The organism is Photorhabdus laumondii subsp. laumondii (genome assembly GCF_003343245.1).
In the GTDB taxonomy this organism is placed as follows: domain Bacteria; phylum Pseudomonadota; class Gammaproteobacteria; order Enterobacterales; family Enterobacteriaceae; genus Photorhabdus; species Photorhabdus laumondii.
Genome location: NZ_CP024901.1, coordinates 3,217,174 through 3,239,009, shown reverse-complemented (window position 1 = coordinate 3,239,009; position 21,836 = coordinate 3,217,174). Strand labels below are relative to the sequence as shown.

Below are 21,836 nucleotides of genomic sequence, written 5' to 3'. Positions count from 1 at the left end.
TTAGCTGGATGGTGACATTTTGCAATAGGTTAGTTGATTAAATTTATATTTTGAGCGTTTAGACTAAATATATTTTTCGACAAAATATCCTTATTTAGAGTCCGATCACAAAATAACAAGTAAAAATATTCATAAAGAAGAATAAAATATTTCTTTTCCTTGATTACCTCCCCATTTAATAAAAATTTGTTAACCGAAAAAGAGTTATTTTGGCGATATTTGTTAGTAATAACGTTAAAATATGGATTCGATTCTGTTATATTTTCATTCTTCAATTAAGTTAACGGCATTTTTTTCTGCTGAGTAGTAGATGAGATCCAGCCGTTCTTTAGCGTTAAATTTCTTTATTACCGGAATAATTTCTTTGTGATAATTATCTAACAGATTCCGGCGTGTCCTCTCGTCTTTATGCAAATGAGCACAGGCTTGGCAGGGATGAACGATTTTTTCCAGATTAATATTGCTATCCTGCGGGCGATATTTTTTTAGGATGTTGTATGGTCCCTCAGTTCTTAACCAGACTTTCATAAAGTCTTCTTCCTGACCTTTAAAAAGCTGAGATACATCGCCTCCTTGTAAACGGCCAAGTTTCATTTCGGGGATATGTTCTAATGTCAGCCCACAGCAAGCGGAAATTTCACCGTGTGGTGTCAGTACAATATTTTCAAAGACCTGATCGCACCCTTTTGCCAGTTGCTGATCCCGGTTTGGAATATCTTTTCGTTCTTCGCTGGTGTCATAAAACGGCATCCAGGTATTTCGCTGTAAATTAATCTTGTTTTGCTCTTTCAGTCGCTTAATAACGGGATTCTGGGTGATTTGCGTTGCAATGGCGGAATCAAAGGTATCCTGTTCTACTGTAATCAGTGTTGTAATATTTTGTTCGGCCAATGCTTCTGCCGCTGTCACTACGCTATCAAGGGGAATCCATTCACTGTGATCTTTCCCTGTACTGATATTCATCTCTGTGATGCCCGCATTTATTAAATCTTGAGCGATTTTTTGCGCCTTTTCTCTATTTTTCCCCCAATAACCGTTAGTCACGCAACGAGTTAATAAGCCGTGATCTGAGGCAAAGCGAATGGCTTCAATCAGATCTTTACCTAGCAGGAAACACTCCCCACCACTGAAAACAACTAACTTTAGCCCTGGAAAATTAGCTTTTGAGTGTGCAATAAATTGTTTAATTTCATCCAGGCTTAAACGCGCTTTTACCGAGGGGTTACATTCAAAACAACATTCTTTGCAAGCAGCATTGCAAGTATAGGTTGTGATCACGGTGGCGGTGTTTGGATATTGTTCCCAATATCCAGGAGGGAAGCATGGCATAATTTACCCCTGTTGGATTAAAGGTGATACCCGTCATCTTTCAAGTTGCCTCTTTGTTGGCTGCACTCACTCACCCCGGTCACATAGTTTTCTATGCTCCCGGGGATTCGCTCCCTTGCCGTCGCGATGCATCTTGAAATCCATAGGGCATATACGTTACTAACTATTAGCAATATGATTTTATTTTGCAATGTATTAGGTAATTAAATTTGTATTTTGAGCGTTTGCTCGAAGTATGATTTGTTACGAAATGAATTTATTTAGAAGCAGCTCACAAAATAAGAGTCGAAATATTTCTGATGGGAGATAAAGTAAATATGTATAAACAGTAATCGACGATTGTTCAAGGTATTGAATATTATTGTAAGGAATAAAATCATGTCTATTGAATTTACACCCTGGCCGGTTGAGTTAGCAGAGCGTTATCGTGAAAAGGGTTATTGGCTGGGTAAACCCTTAACTGACATACTTTATAAACAATGTCAGCGACAACCTGAAGCAATAGCTATTATCTGTGGTAACCGTAAATTTAGTTATCATCAACTTGATCAACAATCATCTGCATTAGCCTCAAATTTAACTTTAGCGGGAATAAAGAGAGGTGATACTGCTATCGTACAATTGCCAAATATAGCTGAATTTTATATTACATTTTTTGCGCTACTGAAAATGGGGGTAGTACCTATTAATGCATTGTTTAGCCATAATAAATTAGAGTTACTTGCTTATGCACAACAAATTGATCCAAGTCTGATTGTACTTTCGTCAGAGCATTCACTTTTACAGAATAATGATTTCCTGGAGCAATTAAAAATACATTGCCCACGGTTAAGGAATATCGTCGTTGATGGTCGAAAAATACAATATACCAATGAATTAAAATCGTGGTTAGAGTCAACAAATTTACCTTTGAATTTTGAGGCGACACGTTCAGATGAAGTCGCTTTTTTTCAACTTTCAGGCGGGAGTACAGGGACACCTAAATTAATTCCAAGGACGCATGACGATTACTATTATAGTGTGAGGCGCAGTGTCGAAATTTGTGAGTTGACACAACAGACCCGTTATCTTTGTGCTTTGCCGGCGCAACATAATTATCCTTTGAGTTCTCCGGGGGCGCTTGGCGTATTTTATGCTGGTGGTTGTCTTATATTAGCAACAGATCCTGGGCCTACGACCTGCTTTCCACTTATACGTGAACATAAAGTAACAATGACCTCATTGGTGCCATCGGCTGTTGCGTTATGGATTCAGACGATGAGGAAATACCAATATTCACTAGAAAGTCTTCGGCTATTACAAGTCGGTGGAGCAAAGTTAAGTGAAAGTGTGGCGCGAGTGATACCGAAACTTTTTTCATGTAAGTTGCAACAGGTTTTTGGTATGGCCGAAGGGTTGGTATGTTATACCCGGCTTAATGACGATGATGAGCGTATATTTACCACTCAGGGATGCCCAATGAGTGGAGATGATGAGGTACGTATCGTTGATGATAACGGCAATATACAAGCGCCAGGTTCAGCGGGGATGTTAATCATTCGTGGGCCATATACATTCCGGGGATATTATAAAAGCCCAGCGCACAATGCGAAGGTATTCGACAAAGAAGGTTTTTATTATACCGGTGATTTAGCCTATATGACGAAAGAGGGTTATATATGTATTGTCGGGCGTGAGAAAGATCAAATTAATCGCGGTGGTGAAAAAATTGCTTCGGAAGAAATTGAATCTTTGCTACTCAAACATGAAGATGTTATCCATAGCGCTTTGGTTTCGATGCCTGATCCTTTGATGGGAGAAAAAAGCTGTGCTTTTATTGTGGTGGCTGATCCGAATATAAACACGTTGCAACTGCGGAAATATTTAAGGGGAATGGGGATTGCTGAATATAAATTGCCTGATCGTTTCGAGATTATTGATGTTATGCCGGTTACACCCGTCGGAAAGATTGATAAATTATTATTAAGAAAACTCATTCGAGACAAATTAGAAAATTAATTAATGACATGAAGGTATTAAAATGACCATTCCATCATTGAAAAATTATATGCTACCTCAGCCAAAAGATTTTCCAGGCAATAAAGCATCTTGGTTATTCGAACCCCATAGGGCAATTTTACTTATTCATGATATGCAGGACTATTTCTTACAGTTTTTCGGTGATAATAGCCCTCTAATCAATAAATTAATTGAAAATATCCATTTGTTGAGAGTCTTTTGTAAAGAAAAAGAGATCCCCATTATATATACAGCACAACCTAAAATGCAAAGTGATGAAGAACGCGCATTACTTAATGATATATGGGGGGCCGGCTTGAATAGATCACCCCATTTACAAAATATTAACCCTGCTTTGGCCCCTAATAACGATGATATTGTGATAGTTAAGTGGCGTTATAGTGCATTTCAACGCTCTTCGTTAGAAAAAAATATAAAAGACTTAGGCCGGGATCAATTAATTATTTGCGGGGTGTATGGACATATTGGTTGTATGATTACTGCGGTTGACGCATTCATGAGAGATATAAAGCCTTTTTTAGTGGGTGATGCGATAGCGGATTTTACGCTGGAAGATCACCTCATGGCTTTAAAATATGTTGCTGAAAAATCAGGAATGGTCATGAGTACTAAAGAAATAATTTCATCGGTAAATTTCGATAAACTGAATTTATAAAAAATGCATAATAAATCGCTATTAAAATTAAAGAAGAAATAAGATGAAAAATAAACAAAATTTACAAATGGATTTTAGCCATAAAACCGTCTGGGTAACTGGGGCGGCACGTGGTATTGGTGAACAAATTGCCCGTGATTTTACCGCGCTGGGCGCTAACGTAATAGGTTTCGATCGCGTATTTGAGCAAGATAATTTGCCTTATAAATGTATACAACTCGATATCAGTGATCCAGAAAAGGTCGAAATGATCTGTTCCCAACAACTGTCTGTCTCAGCCGAGTTAGATATTCTGGTTAATGCTGCCGGTATATTACAATTGGGAAATATTGATGAGCTAAATATTAGTGACTGGCATCGTTGTATTAATGTGAATGCTTCTGGGGCTTTTTATCTATTTCGTAGCGTGATTCCCCATTTTAAACGTCAGCGTGGTGGCACTATTATCAGCGTCAGCTCTAATGCGGCACGTGTTCCACGTATGCAAATGGCGGCTTATTGTGCATCAAAATCAGCACTGACAAGTTTAACGCATTGTGTTGGGTTAGAACTTGCGCCGTTTGGTGTACGTTGTAATGTTGTATCGCCGGGTTCGACGGATACATTTATGCAGCGTTCTATGTGGAAAACCGATGATGATGAAAAAAATACGATTAACGGGTATCCTGAGCGATATAAATTAGGTATTCCCCTCGGTAAAATTGCAAGTGTTAATGAAATTTCACATACCGTACTGTTCTTGTCTTCTGATTTGGCAAGCCATATAACGCTACAAGATATTGTGGTTGATGGTGGTGCGACGTTAGCTTGTTAATTGTTTGAATTAATACGAAAATACCTGTCATTTCTGTAACGTAAGGAAAAATTGCCCTAGCCTAATAGGATTAATACCCTATGGATTTCAAGATGGATCGCGGCGGCAAGGGAGCGAATCCCTGGGAGCATCGATAACGATGTGACCTGGGTGAGCGCGTGCAGCCAACAAAGAAGCAACTTGAAGGATAACGGGTATATACCCTATAGATTTCAAGATGGATCGCGGCGGCAAGGGAGTGAATCCCCGGGAGCATAGCAAACTATGTGACCGGGGTGAGCGAGTGCAGCCAACAAAGAAGCAACTTGAAAGATAACGGGTATAGGGTATTGAAATCTATGAGTCATCTCGATCCTACTTTACTGGTGCTGCTCGTGTTGGCAGCACTGGGTATCATCAGCCACAACATGACCGTCACTCTTGCAATGCTGCTGTTGTTGGTTATCCGCATAACGCCACTGAATCATTTTTTCCCGTGGGTGGAAAAATATGGGTTGACTATCGGTGTACTTATTTTGACCGTGGGAGTCATGGCGCCTATCGCCAGTGGAAAAATTACGGTACAAGCTGTCCTCAACTCGTTTATGAATTGGAAATCGTTGCTCGCGATAGTAATAGGTGTATTAGTGTCATGGCTGGGTAGCCGGGGTGTTTCACTCATGTCTAATCAGCCATCAACAGTTGCTGGTTTGCTGGTGGGGACGGTATTAGGTGTTGCTTTATTTAAAGGTGTTCCTGTGGGACCGCTGATTGCGGCAGGGATTTTGTCATTGTTGATTGGTAAATCATAGCCTTATGTTGCCAGAATTGAGTGTGATACAGACTGAAATGCAGCAGCAAGGGTTACGTCGTTTGCTGGTGTTGAGTGGAGATGATCATTGGTGCTATTTACAGGCTAATGAATTACAGCGGAGATTTATCGGTGATTGGTTATGGATCTCTCATCGTAAACAGCACGCTGTGTTGCCAGAAAAGGCGGTCAGTTTATTAGGTCAGGAATATCTGCACGGAATATTTGATGCTACCGAAGGTTTTAATGCGGAAGCACTGGCGATATTGGCAGGTACATTGAAAGCTGGAAGTTGGTTGGTGATGATGGTTCCATCTTGGTACCAATGGCGTGATCAACCCGATAAGGATAGCGCGCGTTGGAACGAACAGTTAGAGGCGATTCCAACACCGCATTTTGTTCAGCATATTCAGCAGCAAATTGTTAGCGATCCCCAAGTTTTACTATGGCGGCAAAATGATCCCTTATGCATCCCTGTATTTCCACAATACAGCGCGTGGCAACTGCCTAATGGCAGCCCAACAGCCAGCCAGCATGCCATTTTGGCGCGACTTTTGCGGGCAAGTCAGGGGGTATGGGTTATTACTGCGCCAAGAGGGCGAGGTAAATCGACACTTGCAGGTATGTTAATGCAGCAATGGCAAGGAAATTGTTGGTTAACTGCACCGGCGAAGGCAACAACAGCAGTCATTAGGTGCTATGCGGGGGAAAAGGGAAAATTCTGGGCCGTAGATAATTTGCTCAAATATTGTAGACAAAATAGCGTGTCAGATATTGATTGGTTGCTTATCGATGAAGCCGCTGCTATTCCAATGCCTCAATTATCTGAATTAATCGGCTATTTTCCCCGCATATTGTTGACCACAACGGTACAGGGATATGAAGGCACAGGGCGCGGATTTTTACTTAAATTTTGCGTTGGGCTTCCTGATCGTCATGTCCTGAACCTGACAGCTCCTGTGCGTTGGGCGGAAAATGATCCGCTGGAAAATTGGTTGGAAAGCGCTTTACTGTTTGAGGATGCAATTCCTGTCAACAATTCTGATCAGGCGATCAGTTATCAGGTCTATCATCAGCAGCAATGGATTAAACAGCCTGAATTACTGAGGCAGTTTTACGGCATATTAACCAGTGCTCACTACAAAACTTCACCTTTGGATTTACGGCGTTTACTTGATGCTAAAGGCATGCAATTTGTTGCGGCTCTTGGAAATAATGCCTTGATGGGGGCTTTGTGGATGGTTGAAGAGGGTGGGTTGACGCTTGAGTTAGCCCATGAAATATGGGCAGGCAGGCGTCGTCCAAGAGGAAATTTGGTTGTTCAATCGTTAGCTGCCCATAGCGGTTTACCGCAGGCGGCGGTTTTGAAATCTCAACGGATCAGCAGAGTTGCTGTACAGGCTAATCATCGCAGGCACGGTATTGCTCAGGGAATGATCGCGTATCAACGGGAAAGGGCAGAAAAACAGGGGGTGGATTTTATTTCTGTTAGCTTTGGTTATACCGCGGAGCTCTGGGCATTGTGGCAGAAATGTGGCTTCCAATTAGTGCGAATGGGAACTCATTTAGAAGCCAGCAGTGGTTGTTATACGGCAATGGCTATTTTTCCCCTGAGTGAACAAGGGATTTTGCTGGGGATTCAAGCTCAGCAACAGCTTGCCCGTGATGCATATTGGCTGGAATTGCAGATTGGATTTAGCTTGCCTGTTGATTACCAAACTGACCATCATCTCAATCAACATGATTGGCAGGAACTGTCAGGTTTTGCATTTGCTCACCGACCATTTTCTGCTTCATTACCGTCCTTGCAACGGTTGTTGCTGAACAGTGATTTGCCGTTGATTGCGCTGAGAAATCATCTCCAGCAGGAAATGCGTGTTGAGCAATGCATCACCGTATTGCAGTTGAGTGGATATAAGGCATTAATGCGACTCTGGCGGCAAGAAACCGCACAGGCGTTATCAAGTCTGGATAAGAAACTTGCCAAAGATTGGCAAGAGTGGACTACGGCTTTTTTTGAGGCCAATCATCTTCATCATCCCACTTGCTATTAAGATCCCGATGAGGAGGCAGTTCCGGTTTATTGTCCAGAAATTTTTTAACATCCAGTCGGCGTAACTCTTTAATGGCATTGAGAAGAACGCCAACCAATAAAATTAAAATAATCCACCAGTAATCAGCTAACCATTGCATTAGGTTGTCTCCTGCGCAACATGGAGGTAATTTTCAAATATATAGGGTAAGTTAGCAGATAACCAGTCAATACCGGCGATGTCATGCTGCTGCCATACATCCAGTAACATTTGCTGAGTCAGCAATTTTTCCAATTGCTTGGCGAATGGTTGGTAGCTGATATGCCACGGTTCATCAGCGACACTGCCACAGTTACCGACAAAAGGACGGTAAAAACCGAAATGAGCCATATTCTCGGTCAACCAATGAGTTAATGGTGCGAAATAACCACCATTTTCATATTCCCAAGGTTCGAGTAATAACATCTGGTTAGCCGGTAGCATTGTTGGATCATAGACATCCAGATCGGTTCCCCAGTGATGACGACTACCACCGGGCAGGGCAGACCAACGAAGAATTGCCTTACAGCGTTCTCCTTCTGATAACTGGGTGATATCCATTGGCTGGCTGTTTTCATCCAACACCGGGCGTTCACCACGGAATTTTCCATTCCAGATAGCTTGCTGACGTTGAAAATCACGGAACGTGCTGGCCGGTTGCAGATTAATTCCGGCCTTTTCAGCGGCTTGCTGCATGGAAAAAAAAGCATTGGCGGCTTCTGGTTGTAATCGGTGATTGCCAAAGAGGGCAATCAAGTGGCCAGTCGCCAGACCGGTTAACATATTTGCTGTGATCACTGGATTAACTGCTCCATAACACGTTGATAAATCCGGCTAAGTTGTTGCAGATCGGCGGCGCTGACGGACTCATTAACTTTATGAATTGTTGAGTTGAGTGGCCCCAGTTCGACAACTTGAGCGCCCATCTGAGCGATAAATCGTCCATCGGATGTACCACCACTGGTAGATAATTCAGGTTGATAGCCACAATATTGGTCTATTGACTGGATGACGGCATTGACTAACTCACCTTTGGCTGTTAGGAAAGGCTGACCTGCCAGTATCCACTCAATCGTGTAATTGAGATTGTGATTTTTGAGGATAGTTTCAACCTGTTCACGGATTTGGCTGTCAGTCAGTTCTGTACTGAAACGGAAATTGAATTGAACTTGCACATTCCCAGGGATCACATTGTGGCTGCCTGTTCCCGCGTGGATATTGGCAATTTGCATACTGGTCGCCGGGAAAAATTCGTTCCCTTCATCCCAATGTGTATTGACCAATGTCTGTAAAGCAGGAAGGACACGGTGGATAGGGTTATCAGCTAAATGCGGATAGGCAACGTGGCCTTGGATACCGTGAACAGTGAGATTCGCCGTCAGGGAACCTCGACGGCCATTTTTCACCATATCGCCAAGACGGTGCTGGCTAGAAGGTTCACCTATCAGGCAATAATCCAATCGTTCATTGCGGGACATCAAGGCTTCAACCACTTTAACGGTGCCGTGGGTGGCTTTCGCTTCCTCGTCTGAAGTAATAAGAAAGGCCAGACGTCCATTATGGTTGGGATGGGCGGCAACGAAACGTTCAGCCGCAACAATCATGGCAGCTAATGATCCTTTCATATCTGCCGCACCCCGACCATATAACATGCCATTACGGATAGTGGGCTCAAATGGGGGATATTCCCACTGAGATTCATCGCCCGCAGGGACGACATCAGTGTGTCCGGCAAAGGCTAACGTCGGGCCTATGCCGCGATAGGCCCAAAAATTGTTTGTATCGCCAAAGGGCATCCGTTCAATGGTAAAGCCAATTGTTTGCAAATGAGCGATCATAATATCTTGGCAACCTTTATCGTCCGGGCTGATAGAGGGTTGTCTGATGAGTTGTTGTGCAAGTTCAATGACAGGGCAAGTCATTTCAGCGTGCCTCAGCAAAAAATTGCTGATATTCATCCACTTTATAACCTAATAGGTAATCACCTTTTGCAGAAATTAATAGTGGACGTTTGATAATAGCGGGTTGTTCCAACATCAACGCTTTTGCTGCGTCAGCATTATTAATTGTTGCTCGTTGTTGATCGGTCAGTTTACGCCAAGTTGTACCACGGGTGTTAATTAATGATTCCCAACCCAGTTTGTCAATAAATGACTGCAAAAGTGTGGCATTGAGTCCATCAACACGATAATCATGAAACAGATAAGTAATTTCTTGTTCCTCCAGCCAACGACGGGCTTTTTTTATCGTGTCACAATTCTTGATCCCATAGAGAGTAAAAGCGGGTTGAGAAGATTTATCCAATATCATTTAACAGATCCTTAAAAAAATTTAAATACCTAAACATAATGCTGGAAAATGCCTGTTTTATCCAGATGATATCCTGATTTTTATTATCGGAGATACCAAAACAGGAGACTCAATTTTATTGGCCTGTTCTCATAGGGGGTATTTGCGACATAACATTGACTACATAACAACGATAAGTAAGAGCCGACCCTCGGTAATAAGCTCAAGGAGCGGCTCGGAAGAAATATTAGGCTACTCCATTTTTCCTATGTTGCAAATACATGATGGTTGCAGCCAGGCGGGAACGTACATTCAGTTTTTTTAACAAGTTTCTGATGTGTACCTTCACTGTCTCTTCAGAAATAAATAGGACATCAGCAACTTCCTTATTGGTCATGCCACTGGAAACTTCTTTTAATACATCTAACTCACGTTTGGTCAATTCAGATAAAGGATCAACATGTTTATGACGGTTAGCGAGATGTTGGTATATTTTTTCACTAAATACAGTTTGTCCACGAGCAGCATGGCGAATACTGCTTAATAACGAGTCTAAGTCGCTATCTTTAAGTAAGTAGCCATTAGCTCCTGCGTCAATGGCTGCGTAAACATCATTTCGATCATCTGAAACGGATAATACCAGTACATAGGAATTGATCCCTTTTCTACGGATAGATTTAATCGTGTCCACGCCTGAAAGACCATTCATATTGAGATCTATCATAATGACATCAGGTTTCAGCTTGCATGCAATATTTATTGCTTCTTCACCATTGTCAGCTTCCGCTGTCACGGTAAGCGCCCGATCGAGCTCTACAATCTGTTTCAAGCCATGGCGAATGAGAGGGTGGTCATCAACTATCATCACTGAATGGTTATACATTTTCCTTCTCCCTTAAATAAGTAAAGCCACGAAATGCAGACTTTGAATTTGATTAAAAGGCAGTAATGAATGGGTCTGCCCTAAATTAAATTGCTATGAAAAAATTTTATCAAAACCGATTGATTTACAGAATTGATAGCTCTGTAAGTCCAGAAAGCACATCCTGATATAAAAATATAAATAGCGCAAATTAGTTTGATAAGTAAAAAAAGAAGATGAGTAATTTTCACAAAAAACACATAACTTCACTTATTTTAATGATGTTAAAAATCAATATGTTAAGTTGGTTATTATTAGATTTGTTTTCTTTTATAAAATTTATTTTAATTGAATTTATATTGAGAGTTTTTCCGAGTTATAGTTATTTTGGTTACTATAACTTTAATGATATTGTATAAAGGATAATGTTTCTGTCTTTATTTTCCTAGATTAAGTGCCTATTTCAATAGGCGTAAATAGGCGTAATTGTTGCAGGTCGTTCTTATAAATAAAAGTGAGCACTGCCTAGGTTCGCTTTTTTGTTCTTTATGGCAAAGAGTGGTATGAGTGGAGAAATTGGCTAGTGCTTTTTATGAGCAAAAAAGTGCTACTTTATTGATAAGATGCGGTCAATGTTATGATTTGACACACAGTACCTATTATACTGCTCCTGCTCTTACTCCAGATTGTATATAAAGGATCCGACGATGGATGAAAAATTAAAACAGAGTGCATTGGATTTTCACCAGTTTCCACAACCAGGGAAAATCACGATTACTCCCACTAAGCCTCTGATAACTCAGCGAGATTTGGCCTTAGCTTATTCACCAGGTGTTGCTGCGCCTTGCTTGGAAATTGCAGAAGATCCATTAGCAGCTTACAAATATACTGCGCGTGGCAATCTTGTGGCAGTGATATCTAATGGTAGTGCGGTTTTAGGATTGGGGAATATTGGTGCACTGGCAGGTAAGCCCGTGATGGAAGGAAAAGGTGTCCTGTTTAAAAAGTTCTCAGGTATTGATGTATTTGATATTGAAGTTGATGAGTCTGATCCTGACAAATTGATTGATATCATTGCGGCACTGGAGCCGACGTTTGGGGGGATTAACCTCGAAGATATCAAAGCACCGGAATGTTTCTATATTGAGAAAAAACTGCGGGAAAAAATGAACATTCCGGTATTCCATGATGACCAGCATGGCACAGCGATAATTTGTACCGCTGCTGTTTTGAATGGTTTGCGGATTATGAAAAAAGAGATTTCAGCGGTTCGCTTAGTTGTTTCTGGTGCCGGAGCTGCCTCAATTGCCTGTATGAACTTGCTGGTTGCGCTTGGGTTGCAACGCAAGAATATTGTGGTATGTGACTCTAAAGGGGTGATTTATCGTGGTCGCGATAAAAATATGGAAGAAACTAAAGCGGCCTATGCGATTGAAGACAATGGCAGCCGCACATTAGGTGATGTTATCCCTGGTGCCGATATTTTCCTCGGATGTTCCGGCCCTGGCGTGTTGACTCAAGACATGGTGAAAATGATGGCTAAAGATCCACTCATCATGGCATTGGCAAACCCTGAACCAGAAATTTTGCCACCCTTGGCAAAACAAGTTCGCCCTGATGCAATCATTTGTACTGGTCGTTCTGATTATCCGAATCAGGTTAATAATGTGCTCTGTTTCCCGTTTATTTTCCGTGGTGCGCTGGATGTTGGTGCAACAACCATTAACGAGGAGATGAAGCTCGCCTGTGTTCATGCGATTGCGGATTTAGCGCTAGCGGAACAGAGTGAAGAAGTGGCTTCCGCTTATGATGATCAGGATCTGTTTTTTGGCCCGGAGTATATTATTCCTAAACCATTTGATCCGCGCCTGATTGTGAAAATTGCCCCGGCAGTTGCCAAAGCAGCAATGGATTCCGGCGTGGCAACCCGCCCGATTAAAGACTTTGGCGCATATATTGAGAAGCTGAATGAGTTTGTCTATAAAACAAACTTGTTTATGAAACCTATTTTTTCTCAGGCTAAGAAAGCGAAAAAGCGTATCGTTTTGGCCGAAGGGGAAGAAGTACGTGTATTGCATGCGACTCAGGAGCTGATCTCTCTTGGGTTGGCTTACCCGATTCTAATTGGTCGCCCTAGTGTTATCGAAATGCGTATCCAGAAACTGGGATTGCATATTGAAGCGGGTAAAGATTTTGAAGTCGTCAATAATGAGAATGATCCGCGCTTCAAAAAATACTGGCAGGAATATCATCACATTATGAAACGTCGGGGTGTTTCTGCTGAACAAGCTCGCCGGGCAGTTATCGGTAATCCCACCCTGATTGGGGCGATTATGGTACTGCGTGGTGAGGCTGATGGCCTGATTTGTGGTACTGTTGGCAGTTACAGTGAACATTACGATGTCGTGAGAAATGTATTTGGTTTCCGTGATGGGGTTCATACTGCTGGTGCCATGAATGCATTGATGTTGCCAAGTGGTAATACTTTTATTGCGGATACTTATGTCAATAATGATCCAACGCCTGAACAATTGGCAGAGATTACCCTTATGGCTTCAGAGACTATCCGCCGTTTCGGTATTGAACCAAAAGTTGCGCTGCTTTCTCATTCAAGTTTTGGTTCCACAGATTGCCTCTCAGCGCAGAAGATGCGCCAGACGCTGGAATTGGTGAATAAAATGTCACCTTCACTTGAAATTGATGGTGAAATGCATGGTGATGCCGCATTGGTTGAAAGTATTCGCCGTGACATCATGCCAGATAGCCCATTGAAAGGGGCTGCCAATCTGTTAATTATGCCGAATATGGAATCTGCCCGTATCAGTTATAACTTGCTACGTGTCACCAGTTCTGAAGGCGTTACCGTTGGCCCAGTTCTGATGGGGGTTGCCAAACCGATACACATTCTGACACCAATTTCTTCTGTACGTCGTATCGTTAATATGGTCGCTCTGGCGGCAGTTGAAGCACAAACTCATCCGCTGTAATACCCATCGCCCCTGTTTCCTGTAGGCAGGGGCGGTTTGTTGTAAACGATTCTTATTATCTACATGATGGGCAAAACATTAATAATATGGATATGGACATGATGAAATTTCTCACGACTGTAAAATCTTTTCTGATTATCTGTGGCTTACTGATCTTATCTGGATGTGTATCTGTACACCAAAAAACCGCTCTCCAGGCACTTTCACCGGAACTGACTCAACAAGGGGCTATTATCGATCTTAAAACCGGTCACGCCCTGACCCCTGATGAATTGATCAATCGGCTGGCATCACATCAACGGGTAATTGTGGGTGAAAAACATGATAATCCATATCATCATCAGATAGAGATTTGGTTGGTTCAGCAACTTCCGCTTAAAAGAGAACAGGGTTCGGTCCTGCTAGAGATGATTAATCCTGATCAGCAGCAAAAAGTGAATAAGGTTAAGAGTTGGTTGCAAACTCAGCCTATCGTACGTGAAAGCCGCATAAAAGAGCTTCTGGCATGGCAAGATGGGTGGCGGTGGGAGTTGTATGGTGGATTGGTCATGGAGCTTATGCATCAACCTTATCCGTTGCTGTCTGCAAACTTAGATCGCAGTGAAATTAAAGCGGCTTATCGTAACCCTCCGGTCCTCCAGGGGAATATTTCTGTTGCTGAAAATGTCAAGGCTCAGATTAAAGAGGTGATCAAAGATGTTCACGGTGGTGAAATAACGGAGCAACAGTTATCTGCCATGACAACTATTCAGCAAATGCGGGATCGCAGAATGGCGGAACAGTTACTTAAAGCGCCGGCTCCTGCCACACTGATTGCGGGTGGATATCATGCAACAAAAGTAATAGGTGTTCCTCTGCATGTTAAAGAATTATCGCCCCAAGAGGACTTTGTTGTGTTGATCATGGCTGAGAAAAGCAATGTACTGGATAGCCAATATGCTGATTATGTCTGGTATACACCCGTAAAAAAACCATAGATATTTTAAACAAATGGTGGTCTTTTCTCTGTATATAAGAGGTCTTGGCACAGGGATGTGCTCAAGTTAACGATAAAGATAAAAATAATTTTCATTAGCATATGAAATTAATTATCATTACTAAATGATAATTAAAATTATGCGCTATCATCCATGTTGACGCTGACACACTCGGCCTTTCAAACGGGTCATTTTAAAAAAGGGCTCGTTTCTGCTATTGCTGTTCACCTCATTTTGGTCGGCTGGATTATCTCCCAGCCAGAAGAAATTGCTGTTGGTGAATTGATGCCACCACCGGCGGTGATGATGGAGCTTTCATTGTTGACAGAAGCGACACATCAGGTACAAAAACAACCTATTGGTCTTGAACAACAACTTTCTGTTGCCAGTCGACAGCAGGAAAGTGAGGTTAATGAGATTAAGACGCCTGAGCTTATGAAAGATGAACAGGCACAGATCTTGGTACATAAACCTAAAAAACAGAAAAAGCACCACGAAGAGATTAAAAAAACACCCCCGGTGAAACGCCAGCAGGTAGAAGAACAAGAGAGTGAAAAATCTCAAAGTAGCGCGGCTATGGCAAGCAGTACTGCCACTTCTACGAATCTGACTTCGCGGGTTGCCGCTGCTTATGACAGTGATTCAAAGGCCGTTGCTGATGCGGATGCGTTATGGCGAGCGGAAGTTGTCGGGCATTTGAACCGCTATAAACGTTATCCAGAGGATGCACAGAGAAGAAACCGCACGGGTCGTCCTACAGTCAGATTCACTATTGATAAACAGGGCTATGTTACTAACAGTGACTTAGTTCGTCGTTCTGGAACCCATTCTTTAGACCGGGAAGCGAAGCAAATTCTGGCAAGGGCGCAGCCGTTGCCAGTTCCTCCCATTGCCGTTTTAAACGGTAATGAAATTACGATAGAAATTCCGATTGATTTTAGTTTAACTAATTAATACTTTTGAACGACTTAAGGACAGCAAATATGTTAAGGCAGCAAGCGTGGTTTGCCCTGAAAACTAAAGGGCTGTTATTGATGTTTTTATTAAGCGGCTGGTTGAATCCTGTCGCCGCAGAGGAAGAAATTATGCCACCAAAGGCAATGAAACAACCACACCATATAACTACCCACGGTGATACTCGTATAGATGATTATTACTGGATGCGGGACGATAATCGTAAAGATCAAAAAGTCATTGATTATCTGACAGCCGAAAATAAATATACCGAGCAGATGCTAAAACCCGGTGAACAGCTACGTGATACGTTATACGAAGAAATGGTTGGCAGGATGAAGCAGGATGATCAATCGGTACCCTATACTTATAATGGGTATATATATCGGACAACCTATGAAACGGGCAAAGATTTTCCGATTTATCAGCGTAAACCGGTTGATGGCTCATCAGATTGGCAGATACTGGTCGATGGTAATGAAAGGGCTAAAGGGCACGAATATTACCAACTGAGTAATTTTGCCATCTCTCTGGATAATAAACGTATGGCGATTGCTGAAGATACGCAGGGACGCCGTAATTATCAGATCTCTTTTAAAGATATTGCTGATAAACAGTGGAATAATGATGTAATAAAAAATACTTCTGGCAACATGGTTTGGGCTAACGACAACAATACGTTGTTTTATGTGCGCAGGCATTCACAAACGTTACTGCCATATCAGGTATTTCGTCACCAATATGGTAGCAATACCAGTGAAGATCATAAAATATATCAGGAAGAAGATGAGCGTTTTTATTTAAGTATATCTAAGAGCACTTCCCGCGATTATATTATGTTGGCGATAACCAGTAATTCGACTTCCGAATATTTGCTGATTGATGCGAATAAACCACAAGCTGAGCTTCAACTATTCTCTCCTCGTCAGGAAGGCAGAGAGTATTATATTGACCATTTCCGCGATCATTTCTACATCCGTTCGAATCATGAGAATGAAACTTATGGGCTTTATCAGACGGATGCCATCAATATACCGTGGAAAATAGTCATTGCTCCGCGGCAAGATAGTGATCTTGAAGATTTCGATCTGTTTAATGACTGGTTAGTCGTACAGGAGCGAACAAAAGGATTACCGACAATTCGTCAGATTAATTGGCAGACACAGCAAGAAAAACAGATTAAGTTTGATGATCCAAGTTATATGGCATGGATTGATTACAACCCTGAACCCAATACTGATTTTGTCCGTTATGGTTATTCATCCATGACGACACCAAGCTCAACATTCCAATGGAATATGAAAACAGGTGAGCGGGAATTACTTAAGCAGCAGGAAGTAAAAGGTTTTGATAAACATCATTATGAGAGCCAGCGTATTTGGGTGAAGGCCCGTGATGGTGTTGAAGTTCCGGTATCTCTGGTATATCGTAAATCACTGTTTAAAAAAGGCCATAACCCAATACTGATTTATGGATATGGGGCTTATGGTATCAGTATGGACCCTTCATTTAGCTCACCGCGATTGAGTTTATTAGATCGAGGCTTTGTTTACGCATTAGTACATGTGCGTGGTGGCGGTGAATTGGGTAAGAAATGGTATTTACAAGGTAAAGTCGAAAATAAGGAAAATAGTTTTAATGACTTTATTGATGTGACTAAGGCACTGATTGCGCAAAAATATGGTGACAGCAAACGAATTTATGCGATGGGGGGCAGCGCGGGTGGTTTGTTGATGGGCGCTGTGATTAATCAGGCACCGGAATTATATCGCGGTGTGGTTGCTCAGGTTCCATTTGTTGATGCCGTGACAACCATGCTTGACCCTTCTATTCCGCTGACCGTAGGAGAATATGAAGAGTGGGGTAATCCTGAAAATAAAGAGGATTATTTCCGGATTAAATCATATAGTCCGTATGACAATATAAAACATCAACGTTATCCGAACTTATTGGTTACGAGTGGATTTTATGATTCACAAGTGCAATATTGGGAACCCACTAAATGGGTGGCAAAATTACGGGATATGAAGGAAGATAACTCTATTTTGTTATTAGAAACCAATATGAGTGCCGGGCATGGTGGTAAATCTGGCCGATTTAGTCGATTAAAAGATACTGCACTGGATTACAGTTTTATTTTGATGCTGGATGATGCTAAAAAGTATTTTCCGCAATTAAAAGATAACTGAAATAAATTATAAATAATATAAATTTGTTATTTAAAGCACTGATAATAATTTATCAGTGCTAAACATTTTTATTTTCTAAAGACGGGTATGTGAGCAAATATTGATTTGTATGCATTTGGGATGATTGAAATGAAAATAATGACAAAGATAGCAGGGGCCGGTGTGGTTTTAATTGGGCTTCAAGGGCTTGCTTATGGTGAGGAAAAGCAAGAGAGAAAATCAGATAAGGTGATGAAATTCGGTAGCCTTAAAGTTTCTGGTTCACAGGATGATGCGGAAGTGAGGGCAATGGAAAGGCCCGGTTCATACAGTTCTAAAGGAGAAGATACAAAACTTCAATCAACGGATAGTATATTACGCAGTATGCCTGGGACTTATACGCAAATAGATCCGGGGCAGGGAACGGTGAGTGTAAATATTCGTGGATTAAGTGGATTTGGTCGAGTAAATATGATGGTTGATGGTGTTAGCCAAAGTTTTTATGGCACATCTCCGACGAGTCCTGCTCACGGGACTACTTATAACCAATTCGGTACAATCATTGATCCTAATTTTATTGTAGGAGTTGATGTCAACCGTGGTCAATCTGATGGCTCAAGTAGTGTTAATGCATTAGTAGGTAGCGCTAATTTTCGCACAATTGGTGTAGATGATGTGATATTTGCAGGGAATTCATTGGGAGTACGCACAAAGACAGCTTATGGAAATAATGGTATTGGCTATAATGGCATGATAGCGGTTGCGGGTAAAACCCCCGCTTTCAGTTCTGAAGGTTCAATAGGCGCTATGTTGGCTGTCAGCGGGCATTCAATTGATGCACATTATAAGAATGGCGACGGAGTATTAAGCGATGAGTTTGTTACAGATAAATCGTTTAAGCAAAAACCTAATTCTCAATTAATGAAAATAAAAATTGAACCCAATGAATTTCATGATATGGAACTAAGTGGCCGTAACTATCATAATAAATTTACCCGCCGTCATATTGATAGTCGGGATATTTATTTAAAATACAATTACACTCCATTTAGTGAATGGGTTGATATAAAATTATTGGTCAGTACCAGTGAGAGTCGTCAACGCTATGAAGGTGATTCACTTTTTAAATTGCTCAATAGTAATGCAAAAAATAAATCAGATGCAATAGATATCAGTAATATTAGTCGTTTCGACTACGGTGATACAAATTTTGAGTTAACATTTGGCAGTAAGTTAATGGAAACCGAATATAGCAGAACAACGAATAGTGTGTATTCTGGTCGAGGTAAAGATGAAAAAGAAAAGCAAGAATATAACAAGAAAGACAGTGAAGTAAAAGAAAATAATGTTTTCGCGCCAAGTGGTAAACAAGATATTGCCAGTATTTATGGTGGATTGAAAATAAATCGTGGAATTTATCAGGCAGATATTACGTTTAATTATATGGATTACCGTGTCAAAGGCTATAAACCGGCTTGTGATCTGCGAATTCCTTGTTTTCCCCAGGGAGCAACCGAATTGGATTTGAAAGAACATGGGTTTAATCCAGGTATTTTACTATCAGCAGAAATTATTCCTGAGTTCCAACCATTCGTCAGTTATGCCCGTTCAATGAGAGCACCCAATATTCAGGAGACTTTTTATAGTAATGAAGGTGGTGGGTCCATGAACCCATTTCTGAAAGGAGAATCATCAGACACTTATCAAATTGGCTTTAACAGTTTCCGCCCAGATTTAATTGTAAAGGGAGATACTTTCCGTCTGAAAGCGGCCTGGTATCATACTAAAGTAAAAAATTATATTCTCAGTGATATCTGGCTTATATGTGGCAATAGGAAAAAATGTAAAGCCGATAGTTCGACAGATTACAATGAAGTCGATCCTAACATCAAAATGTATATCTACCACAATAGCTTGACTCCGGTAAAAATACACGGATATGAAATTGCTGCTGATTATGATGCGGGTATGTTTTATAGCAAATTGGCTTATAGTTGGCAAAAAACGCGTCAACCAACTTCGGCCGCTACCGCGCATTTTGGTGCGGAGCCGTTGTCACAACTACCTGATAGCTTTATGACGTTGGATACCGGTGTTTGTTTATTTAATGAGAAATTCCGTGTTGGTGCGATTGTTAAATATACCGGTGATTCTCATAGGCTGGACCCAGATCAATATAATTTTGATGAAGATGGGAGGGTTGTGCAGCAAAAAGAACCTAAAATCCCAACGATAGTCGATCTTTATAGCGATTATCAGATAAATCACAATGTGCTGCTGAAATTCTCAGTACAGAATTTGGCAAATAAAAATTATTCTGAAGCACTTAATCGTGCAAATTCTTCTCCATTAATGACTGAGCAAACTTCGGCTATGCAAACTGCCCGGGGCCGGACTTATATTGTCGGCGCAGAAATTCGTTTCTGATTATACCCGTTATCTTTCAAGTTGCCGTCGCGATGCATCTTGAAATCCATAGGGTGTATAGGAAAAATAAGTGGCAAAGGAATGCCACTATTTCAGATTTGCAGATCGTTTTTTCCGTTCTTTTTTGATTTTCAACACCTCACTTTCAATCCAACCATCTTGTAAACGGGTATTCAAGACATCACCAACATCTACCTGTTTGGTTTGTTTCAGTAATTTTCCATCCGATGTTTGACTGATGCTGTAACCACGGGCCAGTGTTGCCAGAGGGCTAACGGCTTCCATCCGTGAACAGGAAACGGCAAATTTTTCTCTGGAACGGCTGATTTGCCGTTCAATTGCCTGTCTTAACCGAAAATCTTGTTGCTGAATTTGTTGACTATAGTGGTGGATTTGCTGGCTAGGTTCAGCGTACCAGAGCCGTTGTTGTAATTTTTCATAAGCCAGGCTGTTTTGCTTTAAGTACCGTTGCAAGCTGTCAGTGAGTCGCTGGCGTAAATTGACCAGTAAGTTTTGCTGACGCGCTAGTCGTAGATGAGGATGTTGTTGCTGTAAACGATGAGATAACAGACTGAAAATATGTTGTTTCTGGGCAAAGAAATAATCCATTGCCATTTCCAACCGCTGTTGTTGCGACTGAATTTGACGTAATAATTCGAGCTGATTACGGCTAACTAACTCAGCAGCCGCTGATGGCGTTGGGGCGCGTAAATCTGCCACAAAATCAGCAATGGTGACATCTGTTTCATGACCGACCGCACTGACTATCGGAATATCACTGTGAAAAATGGCTCTGGCGACACGTTCATCGTTGAAACTCCATAAGTCTTCCAGCGAGCCACCACCGCGCCCAACAATCAATACATCACACTCACGACGCTCATTAGCTAATTCAATAGCCCGGATAATCTGTAATGGTGCTTCTGCGCCCTGAACCGATGTTGGATAAATGATGATGGGTAATGATGGATCACGACGCTTTAAAATATTCAAAATATCATGCAGGGCTGCGCCACTGGTTGAAGTAATGACACCAAGCTGTTGAGCAGGGGATGGCAGGGGCTTCTTGTGGCTTTGGTCAAATAATCCTTCGGCATCAAGTTTTTGTTTCAATAATTCAAACTGTTGCTGTAACAGGCCATCACCAGCGGGTTGCATATTTTCAACAATAAGCTGGTAATCTCCTCTTGGTTCATAAAGCGTGATTATCGCGCGAACCAAAACTTGCTGACCATTTTGTGGCCTGAATGTTACCCGTTGATTGCTACTGCGAAACATTGCCGCCCGCACTTGGGCACGCTCATCTTTCAGCGTGAAATACCAGTGCCCGGAGGAGGGGTGAGAAAAATTGGATATCTCAGCGCTTAGCCAAATTCTGCCCATTTCCATTTCGAGTAGTTGTCGAACCGTCTGATTAAGACGACTGACAGAAAAAATTCCAGTATTAAAAGGTAGTGACATGTGAGAAAGATCAAATTTCAAAACAATAACTT

Annotated in this window: 16 protein-coding genes and 1 pseudogene; 10 read left to right on the top strand and 7 right to left on the bottom strand. The window is 41.6% G+C overall.

Annotation, left to right across the window (positions count from 1 at the left end):
* Nucleotides 1-264: 264 nt before the first annotated feature.
* Nucleotides 265-1,329, bottom strand: a complete 1,065-nt coding sequence (locus tag PluTT01m_RS14050; RefSeq protein ID WP_011146951.1) for a radical SAM protein — start codon at nt 1,327-1,329, stop codon at nt 265-267.
* A gap of 378 nt (nt 1,330-1,707) precedes the next feature.
* Between PluTT01m_RS14050 and PluTT01m_RS14045 the strand changes: the two genes are divergently transcribed.
* The 5 genes and pseudogenes from PluTT01m_RS14045 (at nt 1,708) to PluTT01m_RS14025 (ending at nt 7,661) form a co-directional block, all read left to right on the top strand.
* Nucleotides 1,708-3,327: a (2,3-dihydroxybenzoyl)adenylate synthase gene (locus PluTT01m_RS14045; RefSeq protein WP_011146950.1), complete on the top strand. Its 1,620-nt coding sequence runs from the start codon at nt 1,708-1,710 to the stop codon at nt 3,325-3,327.
* A gap of 22 nt (nt 3,328-3,349) precedes the next feature.
* Nucleotides 3,350-3,970, top strand: a pseudogene (locus PluTT01m_RS14040) (isochorismatase family protein); the annotation flags it as partial.
* Nucleotides 3,971-4,046: 76 nt separating this feature from the next.
* The gene (dhbA, locus tag PluTT01m_RS14035; protein ID WP_041380111.1) at nt 4,047-4,817 is read left to right on the top strand and encodes a 2,3-dihydro-2,3-dihydroxybenzoate dehydrogenase; all 771 of its coding nucleotides are present in this window, start codon (nt 4,047-4,049) and stop codon (nt 4,815-4,817) included.
* A 338-nt stretch (nt 4,818-5,155) separates the two neighbouring features.
* Nucleotides 5,156-5,608: a DUF441 domain-containing protein gene (locus PluTT01m_RS14030; RefSeq protein ID WP_011146947.1), complete on the top strand. Its 453-nt coding sequence runs from the start codon at nt 5,156-5,158 to the stop codon at nt 5,606-5,608.
* A 4-nt stretch (nt 5,609-5,612) separates the two neighbouring features.
* Nucleotides 5,613-7,661 (top strand): tRNA(Met) cytidine acetyltransferase TmcA, encoded by a 2,049-nt coding sequence (locus PluTT01m_RS14025; RefSeq protein ID WP_011146946.1) that lies wholly within the window; start codon nt 5,613-5,615, stop codon nt 7,659-7,661.
* Here PluTT01m_RS14025 and PluTT01m_RS14020 read toward each other — a convergent pair.
* From PluTT01m_RS14020 to PluTT01m_RS14000, 5 genes are all read right to left on the bottom strand, one after another.
* Nucleotides 7,612-7,800, bottom strand: a complete 189-nt coding sequence (locus PluTT01m_RS14020) for a YpfN family protein (RefSeq protein ID WP_011146945.1) — start codon at nt 7,798-7,800, stop codon at nt 7,612-7,614. The two genes, PluTT01m_RS14025 and PluTT01m_RS14020, sit on opposite strands and share 50 nt — an antisense overlap.
* Complete coding sequence (locus PluTT01m_RS14015; protein ID WP_011146944.1) at nt 7,800-8,477, bottom strand: M15 family metallopeptidase; 678 nt, start codon at nt 8,475-8,477, stop codon at nt 7,800-7,802. The genes PluTT01m_RS14020 and PluTT01m_RS14015 overlap by 1 nt, the downstream gene beginning before the upstream one ends.
* A complete protein-coding gene (dapE, locus tag PluTT01m_RS14010; RefSeq protein ID WP_011146943.1) occupies nt 8,474-9,601 on the bottom strand; it encodes a succinyl-diaminopimelate desuccinylase in 1,128 nt (375 codons plus the stop codon). The genes PluTT01m_RS14015 and dapE overlap by 4 nt, the downstream gene beginning before the upstream one ends.
* Nucleotide 9,602: 1 nt before the next feature.
* Entirely contained in the window at nt 9,603-9,986 is a 384-nt protein-coding gene (locus PluTT01m_RS14005; protein WP_041380902.1) for an ArsC family reductase, read from the bottom strand.
* A gap of 229 nt (nt 9,987-10,215) precedes the next feature.
* Nucleotides 10,216-10,851 carry a response regulator gene (locus tag PluTT01m_RS14000; RefSeq protein WP_011146941.1) on the bottom strand — a complete coding sequence of 212 codons (636 nt, stop codon included), beginning with the start codon at nt 10,849-10,851 and terminating at the stop codon, nt 10,216-10,218.
* 686 nt (nt 10,852-11,537) lie between these two features.
* On the opposite strand from PluTT01m_RS14000, the gene maeB reads away from it, so the two are divergent.
* From maeB to PluTT01m_RS13970, 5 genes are all read left to right on the top strand, one after another.
* Nucleotides 11,538-13,817 (top strand): NADP-dependent oxaloacetate-decarboxylating malate dehydrogenase, encoded by a 2,280-nt coding sequence (gene maeB, locus PluTT01m_RS13990; protein WP_011146940.1) that lies wholly within the window; start codon nt 11,538-11,540, stop codon nt 13,815-13,817.
* Between the two features lie 101 nt (nt 13,818-13,918).
* Nucleotides 13,919-14,794: a ChaN family lipoprotein gene (locus PluTT01m_RS13985; protein ID WP_041380900.1), complete on the top strand. Its 876-nt coding sequence runs from the start codon at nt 13,919-13,921 to the stop codon at nt 14,792-14,794.
* Between the two features lie 153 nt (nt 14,795-14,947).
* Nucleotides 14,948-15,748, top strand: a complete 801-nt coding sequence (locus tag PluTT01m_RS13980) for an energy transducer TonB (protein ID WP_011146938.1) — start codon at nt 14,948-14,950, stop codon at nt 15,746-15,748.
* A 131-nt stretch (nt 15,749-15,879) separates the two neighbouring features.
* Nucleotides 15,880-17,937 (top strand): S9 family peptidase, encoded by a 2,058-nt coding sequence (locus PluTT01m_RS13975; protein WP_011146937.1) that lies wholly within the window; start codon nt 15,880-15,882, stop codon nt 17,935-17,937.
* Between the two features lie 129 nt (nt 17,938-18,066).
* Complete coding sequence (locus PluTT01m_RS13970; RefSeq protein WP_011146936.1) at nt 18,067-20,343, top strand: TonB-dependent receptor; 2,277 nt, start codon at nt 18,067-18,069, stop codon at nt 20,341-20,343.
* Between the two features lie 87 nt (nt 20,344-20,430).
* Here PluTT01m_RS13970 and xseA read toward each other — a convergent pair whose 3' ends face one another.
* Nucleotides 20,431-21,804: an exodeoxyribonuclease VII large subunit gene (gene xseA / locus PluTT01m_RS13965; protein ID WP_011146935.1), complete on the bottom strand. Its 1,374-nt coding sequence runs from the start codon at nt 21,802-21,804 to the stop codon at nt 20,431-20,433.
* Nucleotides 21,805-21,836: the final 32 nt, after the last annotated feature.